Here is a 15,998-nt window from a genome sequence, read left to right as displayed (position 1 = left end):
TGCCATAGGCTGGGAGCGGGACGCGTAGCCTGAGCGTGCGCAAGTGCAGCCCGACAACCCACCAGCAGTTAGAGAGGGTGTAAACATCGAACGACGTAGCGAGGCCGCCTCCAAGTGTGCGCGACATCAACAGCGGCCGCAGCAGGCGAGCGCTCAGGCCGGTACAGCTAGAATGCGGCGCTCCCAAGGCGTGATCTCGTCGAAATAGCTGCTCAACTCCAGGGTCTTGCTGGCGATGTAGCCTTCGACGAATTCCTTGCCGAACAGTTCTACTGCCAATCGACTGTTTTTCAGACGCTCGATGGCGGCATGCATGGTACAGGGTAGCGTCAATTTATCCGGCACCTCGAATTCACCCTGTATCGGCGCACTTGGCTGCAACTGCTGCTCGAGACCATAGAGTCCGGCAGCGAGACTGGCCGCCAATGCCAGATAGGGGTTGGCATCGGCACCCGGCAGGCGGTTTTCCACTCGCCGTGCCACCGGCGCGCTGGCCGGAATACGCAGACCCGCGGCGCGATTGTCTTCCGACCAGCACGCATTGTTCGGCGAGGCAAAGGGATGACAGAGCCGCTGGTAGGAGTTCACGTGCGGGGCGAACAGCAGGGTGAAATCCGCCAGCGCCGCTTGCTGGCCGGCGATAAAGTGATAGAAGGCCGGCGTCGCCTGGCCATCCGCGGCACTGAAGATGTTTCGCCCGCTGCCCTGCTCGACCACGCTCTGGTGGATGTGCATGGAACTGCCGGGGGTATGTGCCAGCGGCTTGGCCATGCACACCACTGTCAGCCCGTGCTTGAGGGCGACCTCCTTGAGCAGGTGCTTGAACAGGAAGGTCTGGTCTGCCAGCTGCACGGGATCACCATGCAGCAGATTGATCTCGAACTGACTGACGCCCATCTCGTGCATAAAGGTATCGCGCGGCAAGCCTAACGCGGCCATGCACCGATAAACTTCGGCGAAAAACGGCCGCAGACCGTTATTCGAGCTGATACTGAAGGCACTGCCACCCTCCTCGCGCCGACCGTCCAGACCTGCTGGCGGCTGAAAGGCTTGCTGCGGGTCCGGGTTCGGCGCAAACACGAAGAACTCCAATTCGGTCGCCACCACCGGCTGCCAACCGTGGGCGGCATAGTTCGCCACCACCCGCTTGAGCAAAGCGCGGGTGGACAGTCCCGAGCCACGGCCATCCAGCTCATCCGCGTCGCAGATCGCCAGCGCACGCGGCGTATCGCTCCAGGGCAGACGGTGGATCTGGGTCGGCTCGGCATTCAGCGCCAGATCGCCGTCGTCGCTGCCGTAGAAGCGTGGCGCAGGGTAACCGCCCATGATGCATTGCAGCAGCACGCCACGAGCAAGTTGCAAGCGCCGGCCTTCGCGGAAGCCCTCGGCGGTCATCACCTTGCCGCGCGGCACGCCGTTGAGATCCGGGGTCACGCACTCGATTTCATCAACGCCGCGCAAAAGTTCTTCCAGTGCACTGCGGTTAGCGGTGTTCATCTATTCCTGTCCTTGTTGCGCAAAGGCCGTAATCAAACAGCGATGCGTACAAAATACGCATCGGCCGTGCACAATTTCAAGCAGGCTAGCGACCCGTTGTTACTTGAAAGTAGTCTGCAGATAGAAACATCTAATATTTAGATAATATCAATCGAGAACAAATAGCCTGAACCCCCCCCTAGAAACAACCTGTTAAATCCGCTGAAACAGCCTAAATAAAAGGGTCAAGACCTACTATCGACAGCATCGATTATCACCATGCCTGAGCTGCACTTCTTCATCTATTTTTCATCAGTAATATGGGCCCCGTAGCCACTTACCGCCCCCACGAGGAGCCTGAAGATGAAAAAGCAAATTCTTGCCAGCCTGATCCTGGCCAGCTTGTCCGTTAGCGCCTTTGCCCTGCCACAAAGCGCTCCGCAACCCCAGTCCGGCGGTGTTAATGCCAGCAGCACCCTGGCCGAAGACGGCGCCGACCGCACCGGAGCCAACCGCATTGCCGAAGACGGCGCTGACCGCACCGGCGTCAACCGCATGGCCGAAGATGGCGCCGACCGCACCGGCATCAACCGCCTCGCCGAAGACGGCGCCGACCGCACCGGCATCAACCGCCTCGCCGAAGACGGCGCCGACCGCACCGGCAACAACCGCCTCGCCGAAGACGGCGCCGACCGCACCGGCAACAACCGCCTTGCCGAAGACGGTGCCGACCGCACCGGCGCCAACCGCCTTGCCGAAGACGGCGCCGACCGCACCGGCGTCAACCGCATAGGCTGATACCCGCCTGCTGAACGGGCTGAGCACCTCAACCCGCACACGCAAAAAAAAAGGCGCCCCATCCGGCGCCTTTGCTGGCTCTACTCTCCTCGACTGCCCTACTCCAGGCGCGCCAGGCGCTCTTCCAATTCGGCCACCCGTGCTTCCAGCGCATCCAGGCGACTCTCATCGCGTGCGCTGCCGGCCGGACGCTCGACGTGGCTCACACGCGCCTCCATGATGGCCTGGAGGTCGGCCGGATCGCCCAGCAGGTGCATATAACGATCCTCACGCTGCCCGGCCTGACGCGGCAACTGGCAGAGCAATCCACGGGTGATCAAGCGCTCCAGATTGTGCTGCAGCTGCTCGGCATCCTCGAACGCGTACATGCGACTGCTGCGCGCCAGCAACTCATTGACCGTTTGCGGCCCACGCAACAGCAACAAGCCGATCAATACGACCTGGGCCGCCACCAACTCCAGCGCCTTGTCCGCGCGATGCTCCCAACGATCGGCGCGACTCCCCATCACCAGACGGGCCAGGCCTCGCCCCTCCAGACTGCGCAAACCCTGACCAACCTGACCAGCGTTTAGATTCATCAAGGGCTCACGGCTGGTTTTCTGGTTGCAGGCCAGGAGCAAGGCATTCAGGGTTAGCGGATAAACCTCTGGAGTAGTTGCCTGCTTCTCAATCAGGCAGCCGAGAATTCGAGCCTCGGCGGCCGTCAACGGCACATCGATGGGCGGACTTGTGGTTTCGCTGGTCATGACAGTTCTCTATGGCTCGGACGTGTCTCTAGCCTAGCTCGACTGGCGTCGGGTTGACATGGTCAACAGCCACAGTAGTCGCTCAAGGCCAGGGACAGTGGCCGCGCGGAGCCTTATACTGGCGCGCCCGTTTTACCTACAGGATTTTTGTCATGGCCAACGCCCACCTCGACCACCACCTCGCCCTGCTCGCCCACTTGCGCAGCATCCTGGTCGCCCTGGGCGAAGCCGAGCAGATTCTCGACGACAGCCACGCCATGTATCTGGAGCGCTATGACGAACTGCTGGCCGACCTGCCAAACGACCCGGAAGCCAGCCTCTACCTGGGCCAGGAGCTGATCAGCCAGATATTTCAGCGCTACCCGCAAATTGCCCACCTGGTCCCGCGCGACCTGCTGTGGTTCTTCGGCGGCGACTGCCTGCACTTCATGCCCGACGAAGAAATCGAAATGTACCAGACGCTGGAAGAACGCCGCTTCGAAGCCCTGGAAAACGACGAACCCTTCGACTGGAACCAGGAAAAACAGCTGCTGGCCCTGCCCGCGCAAGGCAGCAAGCACTGACCGGTCGCTGAATACAAAAAGCCCGCACGGTATCACCGACGGGCTTGCTCTCCGAACAAATGACGCAGACACGAAAACGCCGCTCAGCGAGCGGCGTTTTCGTTTATCTGGAGCGGGAAACGAGACTCGAACTCGCGACCCCGACCTTGGCAAGGTCGTGCTCTACCAACTGAGCTATTCCCGCATATACAACAGACATCTACAACAAAAATGGCGTCCCCTAGGGGACTCGAACCCCTGTTACCGCCGTGAAAGGGCGGTGTCCTAGGCCACTAGACGAAGGGGACCTGGAACTTACTGCATCAGCCGACGAATGGCCGACTGAACCAGACAGCGCTCTACAAGTGCTGCCGGAAAATCTGGAGCGGGAAACGAGACTCGAACTCGCGACCCCGACCTTGGCAAGGTCGTGCTCTACCAACTGAGCTATTCCCGCATATACAACAGACATCTACAACGATAATGGCGTCCCCTAGGGGACTCGAACCCCTGTTACCGCCGTGAAAGGGCGGTGTCCTAGGCCACTAGACGAAGGGGACGCAACCCGGAACCTGCAATACACTTTCCGGTTTCCTGCTCACTGCAATAATGCATTGCGCTGGAAGTGGCGCGCATTCTATGGATCCTGCGCAGAGTCGTCAACCTCTCTATAATTTTTTTTTAAAATCAATGACTTCAATCCAGATTATAAGGCTGCTCTATCAGCAGCGCGGCTAAGGCACTACACTCCGACGCAAACCAGCATTCGCGAGGCGGCACCGATGTCCCCACTGGTAATAACCCTGCTGATTGTCGGCGGCATCGCCCTATTGATTGCCATTGCCTACGTCAATCATATGGTCGAAAACAACAAGCTGGAAAAGGCCCGCATCAGGACCGAGCTCAATGATCGTATCCGCCGTTGTGCCAATGTGTCCGAGTCCTTGCCTGGACAGCTGATGACGCCCCAGCTGAAACTCATGCTCAGCCGCCTGCAGATGCACTTCACCCAGCGCCTGGTGCAATTGCAGCCCAGCGATGCCGACAGCAAAGCGCAGCTCGAAGCACTGCGCCAGTTGATTGCTCAGGGCGAGGCGATCCCGGTACAGAATCCCCCGCAGCAGATCGTCAGCGAAGTCAAAGCCAAAGAAGTTCGCTTTCAACTGGAAAACCTGCACGGACAAATCACCCGCTGTGCCCAGGATGGCATCCTGCCTCCCAATGAAGCCAAGCACTGGGTCAATGAAGTTCGCCACATGCTCGTACAGTTGCATATCGAACTGTTCAGCAACCTTGGCCAGTTAGCGCTGCAACAAAGCCAGCCAGGGCAGGCGCGCCTGGCGTTCGAGCGCGGCGTGCAGTTCCTGCGCAAGCAGGCCGATACCGCACGCTACCAAGTGCCACTGCAAAAATTCGAAGGCCAACTCGCGCGTGCCAATGCCATGGTGGTGGACATGGGCAAACCGGCAGCCGACGATTCCAGCGAGCTGACCGCAGGCCTGAAAACCCTGGAAGGCGATGAAGACTGGAAGAAGAAGAATATTTACGACTGAGCCCAACCGCCCCCCTTACTTAGCCACGCTGACAAGGACACTCGATGAGCCTGACTGTCTATGGCGCGCCGCTTTCGCCTTTTGTACGCAAAGTACGCCTGTTCCTGGCGGAAAAAGACCTAGAGTACAGCCTGGAAAACATTCTGCCCTTCGGCCAGCCCGCCTGGTTTCGCGATCTAAGCCCACTGGGCCGTATCCCGGCACTGAAGGATGGCGATTTCAGCCTGGCCGACTCCAGCGTGATCTGCCAGTACCTCGAAGATAACTACCCCGAGCACCCCCTGCTGGGCCGCAATGCCGAGCAGCGCGCCCGTGTACGCTGGTTGGAGAAATACAGCGACTACGAGTTGGCGCCACTGTGCACTTTCAGCGTATTCCGCAACCGCGCCCTGAAGCCGTCCATGGGCCAGCCCTGCGATGAGGCCGCAGTGCAGAGCACGCTGACGGAAAAGCTGCCGGCGCACTTCGACTACCTGGAGCAGACCCTGGGCACCGCCGAGTACTTCGTCGGTGACAGCCTGACCCTGGCCGACCTGGCATTTGCCTGCCAGATGATCAATATGGAACACGGCGGCGAACAACTGGATGCCCAGCGCTGGCCGAACCTGGCCGCACTCTATCGGCGCGTGAACGCGCGCCCTTCGGTGCAAGCACTATTGCCCAGCGAGCAGAAGGTGCTGGCCAAGATGGCCGCCAAGGCCTGATCCAGACGTAACGCCGCCAAGCCCAATTCGCCTGCCGCAGTGTCAACAATCGCTGAGCCGCAAGAAAATCTCGACCAGCCGCTCGATCCCGGCCTGGTCCGCCGCAGTAAAACGGACCAGTTGCGGACTGTCCAGATCCAGCACGCCGATCAGCCTCCCTGCCTTTATCAGCGGCACCACCAGCTCGCTGCGTGAGGCGCTGTCGCAAGCGATATGCCCGGCAAAGCCGTGCACATCCTCCACTCGCTGCGTTTGCCGCGTGGCTGCAGCCACCCCACACACCCCACGCCCCAGAGGTATCCGCACACAGGCTACCCGCCCCTGGAATGGCCCCAGCACCAGCTCATCGCCCCGCATCAGGTAGAAACCAGCCCAATTGAGCTCGGCCAGCTCCTGGAACAGCAGAGCGCAGAACTGCGCAGCGTTGGCAACGAAATCCCGCTCATCGGCCAACAATGCCTGCAGTTGCGCGGCCAGCAACGAATAGCCATCGGACTCAGCGTCAGCTTGCGCAAGGTCGATCATGATCGGCTCTCCAGGAGTTGCAACCCGACCCAGTGCCGGGCGAATTGATAGGCACAGCGACCATTGCGGTTACCGCGCCCCAGAGCCCAGCGAATCGCTGCTTTTTCCAGCGCCTCGCTCCACTGCCAGTTCAAGCCAGCCTGCGCCGCCTGCACCTCGATCCAATGCCGCACCACATCGAGGAAGTGATCCTGGGTAAATGGATAGAAAGACAACCACAGGCCGAAACGGTCAGACAGGGCGATTTTATCCTCCACTGCCTCGCTGGGATGCAGCTCGCCGTCGACCATCTGCGAGGCCTCGTTGTCGCTGTGCTTCTCCGGCAACAGATGGCGGCGATTGGATGTGGCATAGAGCAGCACATTGTCCGGCGAGCGCTCCAGCGAGCCATCCAGCACGCTTTTCAGCACCCGGTAATCACCTTCACCCGCCTCGAAGGACAGGTCGTCGCAAAACAGCACAAAGCGTTGTGGCAGCCTGATCAGTTGCTCGACCACGCGCGGCAGATCCGCCAGATGATCACGCTCGATCTCGATCAAGCGCAGCCCAGCCACGGCATGTTCGGCCAGCAACGCGCGCACCAGCGATGACTTTCCCGTGCCCCGCGCGCCCCAGAGCAAAGCGTGGTTGGCCGGCAGGCCTTGAATGAACTGTCGGGTATTGCGCGCCAGCTGCTCACGCTGAGTGTCCACACCGATCAGATCACTCAAATTCAGGTCGAGGTCGATGCTCAACGGCTGCAAGTAACCACTGCGCCCCTCACGATGCCAGCGCGCGGCCAGGCTGTGCTGCCAGTCGATATCGCCACGCTGGGCCGGCAACAGCGGCTCGAGTCGCGCAAGCACGCTCTCGGCGCGCTGTAAAAAAGCATTTAAACGGGAGTCCACGACTTGCTCCTTGGTGTACTGCTTGGTGTTACAGCCCGCCTGCCAACTGCGTCTGCTGAAAGGCAGGGCGAATGGGCTATGCTTGGCAAGCGCACGGACTCGAGACTATTGCCACCCATGGATATATCGCTCACCCAACGTCTGTCGTTCAAACAGGCCAGCTTGACGGTACTGGTGGCGTTTATCCTCGGCACTGCGCTCAGTCTGATTCAAGTGGGTATCGATTATGCCAGCGAGGATGCCTCCATCAACCGCGAGATTAGCGCACTGATGGAGATCAGCCACAACCCCGCCGCGCGCATCGCCTACAATATCGACGCCGAATTGGCCCAGGAACTGGTGCTAGGCCTGCTGCGCTCACCGGCGGTGATTCGTGCAGAGATCATAGACAACAGCAACATGAGCCTGGCCAGTGTCAGCCGCCCGCCCAGCACAAACCGCTACCGACTATTCAGCGACTTCCTCTTCGGCGAACGACGCCAGTTCGCGACCCCTCTGTTCGTCAGTCACGCACCTCAGGAGGCCCTCGGCGTGCTGCGCCTGGAAGTCGACACCTATGCGTTCGGCAGTCACTTCCTGCGGCGCGCCATGCTCACCTTGCTGACCGGCTTCGCCCGCAGCCTGCTGCTCTCGCTGATCTTGCTGGTGCTGTTCTATTTCATGCTGACCAAGCCGCTGACCGAGGTGATCCGCGCGCTCAGCGGTCGCGACCTGCACGCCCCCAACCGCAACCGACTGCCCTGCCCGCGCGGCCATGAGCGCGACGAAATCGGCATCCTGGTCGACGTCGCCAACCAGCAACTGTCCAGCATAGCCATGGAAATAGAACAGCGTCGCGAAGCGGAGAATCGTCTCACTCAGTACCTGAACGAACTGGAGAACATCGTCTCTGCTCGCACTGCCGAGCTGGAGGCCACCAACGCGCGCCTGCTCGAATCCAATCAGGAGCTAGAACAGGCAAGACGCACCGCACTGGACATGGCTCAGGCCCGCTCGGCGTTTCTCGCCAACATGAGTCACGAGATCCGCACCCCACTCAACGGTCTGCTCGGCATGCTTGCCTTGTCCCTCGACGGCCAGCTGAGCAACGAACAACGCCAGCAGCTATCGATTGCCCACGACTCCGGCAAGGTTCTGGTCAATCTACTCAATAACATCCTCGACTTATCGAAGTTCGAAGCCGGTCAGTTAGAGCTGGAAAGCATGCCTTTCGACCTCGGCACAATGGTCGAAGACACCGCTAGCCTACTGTCGCAAAACGCCTTACCGAGTGTCGAATTGACCTGCCTGATCGACCCGCAACTGCCCGCGCAAGTGCTCGGCGACCCGACACGGGTGCGCCAGATCATCAGCAACCTGCTGTCAAACGCCCTGAAATTCACCCGCTTTGGTCGCGTCGACATCCACGTCGACAGTGGCCCGACAGGCATACGGATCCTGGTGCGCGACACCGGCATCGGCATAGCCGAAGAGGCACGCGCGCGCATCTATCAACCCTTTGCCCAGGCAGGAGTCGGCATTACCCGTCAGTTTGGCGGCACCGGCCTGGGCTTGGCGCTCACCCGCCGCCTGTGTGAAGCCATGCAGGGTCGGCTCGAACTGGAGTCCAGAGAAGGCTTCGGCAGCCAGTTCTGCGCAGAACTGCCATTGGCCAGCCACACTCCTGCGCCCACCTTGCCAGCACTGACAGGAAAGGTCGTTGCCCTCAGCTCGGCCAATTCAGGCCTCAGCGAACTACTTGGCAAGCTGCTGCCCGCATGGGGACTGGAGTATCAACGCCTGGACACCGATACAAATCTGCTCGGTGTCACAGCCGACCTGCTGATCAGTGACTGCCCCGAGTGCCTCCCGGCCACGCGGCCTACGTGCACGATGCCGATCCTGCTGGTCACCGCCTACGGCAACTTCCTGCCCAGCGAACAGGCGCACGCCCTGGCGCCGTTCGAGCAGATCGCCCGGCCGCTGTCGCGCCAAACCTTGCTCCAGGCATTGCGCCGCAGCCTTGGACAAGCGACGGCAAGCACACCCGCGCCAGGCCCCGCCGAGCAGCCGAGCAAACGGTGTGCGCGGGTACTGCTGGTGGAGGACAACCCGGTCAACCAACTGGTGGCCAAGGGTATGCTGGGCAAACTCGGCTACGAGGTCGTGCTGGCCAACCACGGCGCCGAAGCACTGAGCCAACTGGAACAGCACAGCATCGACCTGGTGCTGATGGACTGCAACATGCCGATCATGGATGGCTATGAGGCCAGCCGCAGAATCCGCCAAGGCGGGCACCATCCCGAGCTGCCAATAATCGCCCTGACCGCCAACGCCCTGCCCGATGAACGCGAGCGTTGTCGCGCCGCCGGCATGAGCGATTACCTGTCCAAACCCTTCCGCCGCGAAGAGCTGGCCGCCCTGCTCGAGCGCTGGCTGCCGGCGTCTAGCGCAACGCCATGAAGCGATCGAGCAGCTGCCCAACCCGGCCACGCAACTCGACCAGTTCATCCACCTCGACACCCTGCTCGCACAGCAGCTGCTGGCGCAACGGCAGTACCCGTTCACGCAAGGCGCGACCCGCCGCGGTCAATGCCAGGTGCACCTCGCGCTCATCCACAGCCGAGCGCTGGCGCAATAGCAAACCAAGTTGCTGCAACCTCTTGAGCAGCGGCGTCAGGGTGCCCGAATCGAGCAGCAAACGCTCACCCAGGGCTTTGACCGTAGGCTGCGCCGGCGGGGCCAGCTGCCACTCCCAGAGCACCAGCATCGCCAGGTACTGCGGGTAGGTCAGGTTCAATTGATCGAGCATCGGCTTGTAGGCACGGATCACTGCCCGCGAGGCCGCGTACAGCTTGAAGCACAGCTGGTTGTCGAGCTGCAGGGCGTCTTCGCGCTCGAACGACTCCGGCTTCATTTGAGCAGGGCTTCGATCTCGGCAGTCAGATCTTCCGGCTTGGTGGTCGGCGCGAAACGCTTGATCTGCTTGCCGTCGGCACTGATCAGAAACTTGGTGAAGTTCCACTTCACACCCTGACTGCCGAGCAGGCCCGGGGCCTTCTTCTTCAACTTGACGAACAAGGGATGGGCATCGCTGCCGTTGACATCGACCTTCGTGAACAAGGGAAAACTGACGCCGAAGTTCAGTTCGCAAAACTCGGAAATTGCCCCCTCATTGCCCGGTTCCTGCTTGCCGAACTGGTTGCAGGGAAAGCCCAGCACCACCAGACCTTTGTCCTTGTACTGCTGCCAGAGGTTTTCCAGGCCCTTGTACTGCGGGGTGAAGCCGCACTTGCTGGCGGTATTGACCACCAGCACGGCCTTGCCGCCGAAGTCAGCCAGGGTCTTCTGCTCGCCCTTGATGGTGGTGACGGGGATATCGAACAGTTCGTTGCTCATGACAGATGCCTTTACTGAGGGGAAAGTGCAAACACCATAGCGAGCAATTTAATTGCACGCAATTTAATTGCCGAAAAGCAAGGTTCACTGATGACAGGTCACAGTGAAATGATGGGGCACCCTCTTGAAAATGCAGGAGCCGGGGGACGCCTAGTTCCATGCCCGCGAAACCCATCGCGGGCATGGTCCGCTCCTACATGTACCCACAAGCCGACAGACGCGATTGCCTCCAGCTTGCTGCGCGACAGCGCCGCGTCAAAAACGGGGGTGCCCCCTCCTGCAGGCCTACAGGATTGCGTCAGGCTTTAGGCACCAGCTTCAGCGATGCCGAATTGATGCAATAGCGCAAACCGGTCGGCGCCGGCCCATCGGGAAAGACGTGGCCCAGGTGGGCATCGCATTTGCCACACTTCACCTCGATGCGGTGCATGCCATGACTAAAATCATCCAGGCTGGTAATCGCATCCTTGCTCACCGGCTGAAAGTAGCTGGGCCAGCCACTGCCGGAGTCGAACTTGGCGTCCGAATCGAACAATGCCGTGCCGCAGCAGGCGCAGTGATAGATGCCCGGCGTCTTGCTGTCATGGTATTCACCGGAAAAGGCTCGCTCCGTGCCACCCAGTCGGCAGACATGAAACTGTTCATCGGAAAGCTCTTCTCGCCAGGCTTCCAGGGGTTTTTCCAGCTTGTCCATGGGCACAATCCTCAATAAAAAAATCGTCTGGGGCGGTGGTTAACGTCGCGTAGCGACGGCCCGCAGGGTGGCGGCCACTGATGCACGCCATAAAAAATCGCCGGGAACGATTTTTAACGACGCGCAGCGACGGCCCGTAGGGTGGCGGCCATGGATGGCACGCCACAAAAACGCCTGGAGCGTTTTTGCGCGCAAGCCCCGAAGGGGCGAAGCACATGGATGTGCTGAGCACAAAAAAGCCCGACCAGTACCTTTGCCAAGGTCAGGCTGCAACGTATCATTCGACCCCAGTCTGTCACCCGCGTTACAACCTGCCAAGGCTCGCCTGATCGAGTCTTTTACACGGTAATTCAACGGCGTTTCACCACTCGGGATCACTTACATGCAGTTCAGCAAATCGAACAAGCTCGCCAATGTCTGCTACGACATTCGCGGCCCCGTGCTCAAGCACGCCAAACGCCTGGAAGAGGAAGGTCATCGCATCCTCAAGCTGAACATCGGCAACCCGGCGTCGTTCGGTTTCGAAGCCCCGGAAGAGATCCTTCAGGATGTGATCCGCAATCTGCCGACGGCCCAGGGCTACAGCGACTCCAAGGGCCTGTTCAGTGCACGCAAGGCCGTCATGCAGTACTACCAGCAGAAGCAGGTGGAAGGCGTCGGCATCGAGGACATCTATCTGGGCAACGGCGTCTCCGAGCTGATCGTCATGGCCATGCAGGCGCTGCTCAACAACGGCGACGAGGTGCTGATCCCGGCCCCCGATTACCCGCTGTGGACCGCCGCCGTGGCCCTGTCCGGCGGCAAGCCGGTGCATTACCTGTGCGACGAACAGGCCGGCTGGTTCCCCGACATCGCCGACATGCGCGCCAAGATCACCCCGAACACCAAGGCGCTGGTGCTGATCAACCCGAACAACCCGACCGGCGCGGTCTACTCCAGAGAAGTACTGGAAGACATCGTCGAGCTGGCCCGCCAGCACAACCTGGTGCTGTTCTCCGACGAGATCTACGACAAGATCCTCTACGACGAAGCCCAGCACATCTGCACCGCCTCCCTGGCGCCGGACGTGCTCTGCCTGACCTTCAACGGCCTGTCCAAGTCCTACCGGGTCGCCGGCTTCCGCTCCGGATGGGTGGCCATCTCCGGGCCGAAACACCGCGCGCAGAGTTATATCGAAGGCATCGACATCCTCGCCAACATGCGCCTGTGCGCCAACGTGCCGAGCCAGCACGCGATCCAGACCGCCCTGGGCGGCTACCAGAGCATCAACGACCTGGTATTGCCACAAGGTCGCCTGCTGGAGCAGCGCAACCGCACCTGGGAGCTGCTCAACGACATTCCCGGGGTCAGCTGCGTCAAGCCGATGGGGGCGCTCTATGCCTTCCCGAAAATCGACCCCAAGGTCTGCCCGATCCACAACGACGAGAAATTCGTCCTCGACCTGCTGCTCTCCGAGAAGCTGTTGATCGTCCAGGGCACGGCCTTCAACTGGCCTTGGCCGGACCACTTCCGCGTGGTCACCCTGCCGCGGGTCGATGACCTGGAACAGGCCATCGGCCGCATCGGCAGCTTCCTCAAGGGCTACAGCCAGTAAGCGGAGATCGCCATGACCCAGGGCAAACGCTATCTGCTGACCGGCGCCAGTTCCGGCATCGGCGCTGCACTCGCCCGTGAGCTGGCGAGCAAAGGCTATGACCTGGCTCTGGCGGCGCGCCGCGAAGACAGCCTGCACCTGCTGGCGGCCGAACTGCAGGCGCGCTTCGGCCGCAAGGCAGTGGTCCTGCCACTGGACGTTACCGATTACCCGGCCTGCCAGGACGCCGTGGGCCTGGCGGCAAACGCCCTGGGCGGGCTGGACGGGCTTATCGCCAACGCCGGCATCGCCCTGAATAGCAAAGTCGGTGGCGGCCACTTCGAGCGCGCCAGGCTGACCCTGGAAACCAACCTGATCGGTACCATCGCCTGCCTGGATGCAGCGGCCGCGCTGTTTCGCCAGCAAGGCCATGGTCATCTGGTCGCCGTCGCCTCGGTCGCCGGCAAACGCGGCCTGCCCTATGCCGCGGCCTATTCGGCGAGCAAGGCAGGCCTGATCAGCTATATGCAGGCCACCCGCGCCGAACTGCAGGGCAAGGGCATAGACACCACCCTGCTGCTGCCTGGCTTTATCGATACGCCCCTCAACAGCGACCTGCTCAAGCGGCCCTTTCTCATCGATGTGCAGCGCGGAGCCACGCTGATCGCCCGGCATATCGACAAACGCCACAGTTGCGCCTACGTACCGGGCTGGCCCTGGGCGATTCTCGGCCGTCTGTTGCCACTATTACCCACCTCGATGATTGCCAAATTCTGATGGATCTACAAATCGACGATTTCTACAAGGATGCGGCAGCCGCCATGCTGCACCTCTATCAGGTCTTCCCGCGCAAAATGGCGCTTTACGTAGAAGACCTGATCGGCCGCGAGGAGCCGGATGAGTTCGGCCTGCCGAGCAAGCGCCATGAGAGCTGCTTGGGCACGCTGCTGTGGCTGGCCGAGGAAGGCTACCTGCGCTTCGACTCGACCATCGCCTACGACGCCCTCGATCAGGCGGTGCTTAGCGAAAAAGGCTTTCTGCGCCTGAGTCGCAGCGTGCCCCACGCCCTGCGCGAAGGTGAAGCACTGCCTCCAAGCGTGCGCCGGGTGCATGCCACCCTGGCCTTTCAACTGCGCGACGCGCTGAGCCAACAGCATGGCGAACGCCTCGCCCGCCTCACCCGTTTGCTCTTCGAGAGTAGCCTGAGCACCATAGACGACACAGTTTGAAATAGTCCCCCGGTTGAAGAGCCGGGGGGCGCGCCCTTATATAGCCAGCATTACGAGCCTGTCCTTTTCCGTGAGGAGTAGTTTCACACCATGATGCGCATTTTGCTGTTTCTGGCTACCAACCTGGCGGTGCTGATCATCGCCAGCATCACTCTCAAGCTACTGGGGGTAGACCGCTTCACTGGCCAAAACTACAGCAGTCTGCTGATCTTCTGCGCGGTATTCGGTTTCGCCGGCTCACTGATCTCACTGCTGCTGTCCAAGTGGATGGCGAAGATGAGCACCGGCACCGAGATCATCACCCAGCCGCGTACCCGCCACGAACAGTGGCTGCTGCAGACCGTCGAGGAACTGTCACGCAATGCCGGCATCAAGATGCCGGAGGTGGGGATCTTTCCCGCCTACGAATCCAACGCCTTTGCCACTGGCTGGAACAAGAACGATGCCCTGGTAGCGGTCAGCCAGGGCTTGCTGGAGCGCTTCTCGCCGGATGAGGTGAAAGCAGTGCTGGCCCACGAAATCGGCCACGTGGCCAACGGCGACATGGTCACCCTGGCGCTGATTCAGGGCGTGGTGAACACCTTCGTGATGTTCTTCGCGCGGATCTTCGGCAACTTCGTCGACAAGGCCATCCTGAAAAACGAAGGTAGCCACGGTATCGGTTACTTCGTCGCGACCATCTTCGCCGAGCTGGTACTGGGCATCCTGGCCAGCATCATCGTCATGTGGTTCTCGCGCAAACGCGAATTCAAGGCCGATGAAGCCGGCGCGCGCCTGGCTGGCACCGGAGCCATGATCGCCGCCCTGCAGCGCCTGCGTGCCGAACAGGGCGTGCCGGTGAACATGCCCGACAGCCTCACCGCCTTCGGCATCAACGGCGGCCTGAAAAACGGCCTGGCCGGCCTGCTGATGACCCATCCCCCGCTGGAAGACCGTATCGAAGCCCTGCGCCAGTTGCGCTAGTAACCCCCCATGAAACCATGAAAAAGGCGACCTTCGGGTCGCCTTTTTCTTGCCGCGCCACCCACCAACGCAGGCCGGCCCGGCGGCGCTCCGGTCTGAGCGCAACGACAGCCCGCCAGGTTTTGTGCCATGCCGATGAACCAGGGTGCACTGCCCACCCTACGGTTTGCAGATTACCCCTGAGCGCAGCGACGGCCAACCAGATCGGTGCGCGGAATTACCCGCGCCTGACCAACCGGTATACCACTTCATCCAGTGCCTGCAGATTGTGCTTGATGAACTTCCAGTTGCCCTGCAGCACATCCAGCCGCTCCAGCACCTCGACCTGCCAGCCGGCATCGAACAACTCGTGGACTTCGGCATCCGTAACCGCGAAGGGCGGGCCGTCCATCTGGCTCTGCTGGTAATCCAGGGTAATCAGCAGACCCCGGCATCCCGCCGGCAAAATGGCCCGCAGGTGGGCCACGTAGCGAACGCGCAGGTCCGCCGGCAAGGCGATCAATGCCGCCCGATCGTAGAGCGCCTGGCAATCGCCGAGCTGCTCCGCCGTCAGGGCGAAGAAATCGCCGCACCAGAGTTCCAGTGCTCCGGCGCGATAGACCTTGAATACGCCCTCCTGGCTGATCTCGGCGCTCAAGTCATGTTCCGCGAAGAAATCCTCGACCGCCTTCTGCGCCAGCTCGACACCCACTACCCGATAGCCCTGCCCCGCCAGCCAGACCAGATCCAGACTCTTGCCGCACAGCGGCACCAGCACCCGCGCACCCGGTTGCAGCGCGAGCGCCGAGCAGTGGCGCTGCAGATAGGGATTGACCTGATCCAGATGAAAACCGATCTGATCGCGTGCCCAGCGTGCCTGCCAGAATGCCTCGTCCACTCTTACCCCCAATAAATTCGATCAAATAGCTCAAAAATTTATACTGGAATTCG

General features: G+C 61.1%; 17 protein-coding genes and 4 tRNA genes. 9 read left to right on the top strand and 12 right to left on the bottom strand.

Translation table 11 applies throughout. From position 1 onward, the window contains the following. Positions 1-153 precede the first annotated feature (153 nt). Complete coding sequence (locus R3355_RS07860; protein ID WP_318960879.1) at positions 154-1,395, bottom strand: glutamine synthetase family protein; 1,242 nt, start codon at positions 1,393-1,395, stop codon at positions 154-156. A 444-nt stretch (positions 1,396-1,839) separates the two neighbouring features. On the opposite strand from R3355_RS07860, the gene R3355_RS07855 reads away from it, so the two are divergent. Further along, positions 1,840-2,274, top strand: coding sequence for a phage infection protein (locus R3355_RS07855; protein WP_318960752.1), 435 nt, complete (start codon positions 1,840-1,842; stop codon positions 2,272-2,274). Between the two features lie 98 nt (positions 2,275-2,372). Here the strand turns inward: R3355_RS07855 and R3355_RS07850 are convergent, their stop codons facing one another. Beyond that, on the bottom strand, positions 2,373-3,020 hold the full coding sequence (locus tag R3355_RS07850) for a YceH family protein (protein WP_318960751.1): 648 nt from the start codon (positions 3,018-3,020) through the stop codon (positions 2,373-2,375). A gap of 152 nt (positions 3,021-3,172) precedes the next feature. Between R3355_RS07850 and R3355_RS07845 the strand changes: the two genes are divergently transcribed. Next, a complete protein-coding gene (locus R3355_RS07845; protein WP_318948645.1) occupies positions 3,173-3,583 on the top strand; it encodes a PA2817 family protein in 411 nt (136 codons plus the stop codon). A 108-nt stretch (positions 3,584-3,691) separates the two neighbouring features. On the opposite strand, the gene R3355_RS07840 is transcribed toward R3355_RS07845, so the two are convergent. The 4 genes from R3355_RS07840 to R3355_RS07825 all read right to left on the bottom strand — a co-directional run bounded on the left by R3355_RS07840 (position 3,692) and on the right by R3355_RS07825 (position 4,122). Further along, a tRNA-Gly gene (locus tag R3355_RS07840) sits at positions 3,692-3,767 on the bottom strand. A gap of 27 nt (positions 3,768-3,794) precedes the next feature. Then, positions 3,795-3,870, bottom strand: a tRNA-Glu gene (locus R3355_RS07835). A gap of 73 nt (positions 3,871-3,943) precedes the next feature. Continuing rightward, a tRNA-Gly gene (locus R3355_RS07830) sits at positions 3,944-4,019 on the bottom strand. Positions 4,020-4,046: 27 nt separating this feature from the next. Further along, positions 4,047-4,122: transfer RNA gene (locus tag R3355_RS07825), tRNA-Glu, on the bottom strand. Positions 4,123-4,344: 222 nt separating this feature from the next. On the opposite strand from R3355_RS07825, the gene R3355_RS07820 reads away from it, so the two are divergent. Both R3355_RS07820 and R3355_RS07815 read left to right on the top strand, forming a co-directional pair. Continuing rightward, the gene (locus R3355_RS07820; protein ID WP_318960750.1) at positions 4,345-5,115 is read left to right on the top strand and encodes a hypothetical protein; all 771 of its coding nucleotides are present in this window, start codon (positions 4,345-4,347) and stop codon (positions 5,113-5,115) included. A gap of 44 nt (positions 5,116-5,159) precedes the next feature. Next, positions 5,160-5,819 carry a glutathione S-transferase family protein gene (locus R3355_RS07815; protein WP_318960749.1) on the top strand — a complete coding sequence of 220 codons (660 nt, stop codon included), beginning with the start codon at positions 5,160-5,162 and terminating at the stop codon, positions 5,817-5,819. A gap of 42 nt (positions 5,820-5,861) precedes the next feature. On the opposite strand, the gene R3355_RS07810 is transcribed toward R3355_RS07815, so the two are convergent. Both R3355_RS07810 and R3355_RS07805 read right to left on the bottom strand, forming a co-directional pair. After that, positions 5,862-6,344: a GAF domain-containing protein gene (locus R3355_RS07810; protein ID WP_318960748.1), complete on the bottom strand. Its 483-nt coding sequence runs from the start codon at positions 6,342-6,344 to the stop codon at positions 5,862-5,864. Further along, complete coding sequence (locus tag R3355_RS07805; RefSeq protein ID WP_318960747.1) at positions 6,341-7,231, bottom strand: ATP-binding protein; 891 nt, start codon at positions 7,229-7,231, stop codon at positions 6,341-6,343. Before R3355_RS07805 ends, R3355_RS07810 begins: the two co-directional genes overlap by 4 nt. Positions 7,232-7,348: 117 nt before the next feature. Here R3355_RS07805 and R3355_RS07800 point away from each other — a divergent pair, with 117 nt between their 5' ends. Next, positions 7,349-9,673 (top strand): response regulator, encoded by a 2,325-nt coding sequence (locus tag R3355_RS07800; RefSeq protein ID WP_318960746.1) that lies wholly within the window; start codon positions 7,349-7,351, stop codon positions 9,671-9,673. Here R3355_RS07800 and R3355_RS07795 read toward each other — a convergent pair. The 3 genes from R3355_RS07795 to msrB all read right to left on the bottom strand — a co-directional run bounded on the left by R3355_RS07795 (position 9,657) and on the right by msrB (position 11,303). Next, positions 9,657-10,127, bottom strand: a complete 471-nt coding sequence (locus R3355_RS07795; protein WP_318960745.1) for a MarR family winged helix-turn-helix transcriptional regulator — start codon at positions 10,125-10,127, stop codon at positions 9,657-9,659. The two genes, R3355_RS07800 and R3355_RS07795, sit on opposite strands and share 17 nt — an antisense overlap. Beyond that, positions 10,124-10,609 (bottom strand): glutathione peroxidase, encoded by a 486-nt coding sequence (locus R3355_RS07790; protein ID WP_318960744.1) that lies wholly within the window; start codon positions 10,607-10,609, stop codon positions 10,124-10,126. Before R3355_RS07790 ends, R3355_RS07795 begins: the two co-directional genes overlap by 4 nt. A gap of 298 nt (positions 10,610-10,907) precedes the next feature. Further along, positions 10,908-11,303, bottom strand: coding sequence for a peptide-methionine (R)-S-oxide reductase MsrB (gene msrB, locus R3355_RS07785; RefSeq protein WP_318960743.1), 396 nt, complete (start codon positions 11,301-11,303; stop codon positions 10,908-10,910). A gap of 382 nt (positions 11,304-11,685) precedes the next feature. Between msrB and R3355_RS07780 the strand changes: the two genes are divergently transcribed. From R3355_RS07780 to htpX, 4 genes are all read left to right on the top strand, one after another. Then, positions 11,686-12,897 (top strand): pyridoxal phosphate-dependent aminotransferase, encoded by a 1,212-nt coding sequence (locus R3355_RS07780; protein ID WP_318949625.1) that lies wholly within the window; start codon positions 11,686-11,688, stop codon positions 12,895-12,897. Positions 12,898-12,909: 12 nt separating this feature from the next. Further along, positions 12,910-13,653, top strand: coding sequence for an SDR family NAD(P)-dependent oxidoreductase (locus R3355_RS07775; protein ID WP_318960742.1), 744 nt, complete (start codon positions 12,910-12,912; stop codon positions 13,651-13,653). Beyond that, complete coding sequence (locus R3355_RS07770; RefSeq protein ID WP_318960741.1) at positions 13,653-14,105, top strand: hypothetical protein; 453 nt, start codon at positions 13,653-13,655, stop codon at positions 14,103-14,105. Before R3355_RS07775 ends, R3355_RS07770 begins: the two co-directional genes overlap by 1 nt. A gap of 90 nt (positions 14,106-14,195) precedes the next feature. Beyond that, entirely contained in the window at positions 14,196-15,068 is an 873-nt protein-coding gene (gene htpX, locus R3355_RS07765; protein ID WP_318960740.1) for a protease HtpX, read from the top strand. Between the two features lie 217 nt (positions 15,069-15,285). On the opposite strand, the gene R3355_RS07760 is transcribed toward htpX, so the two are convergent. After that, complete coding sequence (locus R3355_RS07760) at positions 15,286-15,945, bottom strand: thiopurine S-methyltransferase (protein WP_318949629.1); 660 nt, start codon at positions 15,943-15,945, stop codon at positions 15,286-15,288. Positions 15,946-15,998 lie beyond the last annotated feature (53 nt).

Origin of the sequence: Pseudomonas sp. (genome assembly GCF_033723075.1) — a bacterium.
Classification (GTDB): Bacteria; Pseudomonadota; Gammaproteobacteria; order Pseudomonadales; family Pseudomonadaceae; genus Aquipseudomonas.
This window is presented reverse-complemented; position numbering and strand designations above follow the sequence as displayed.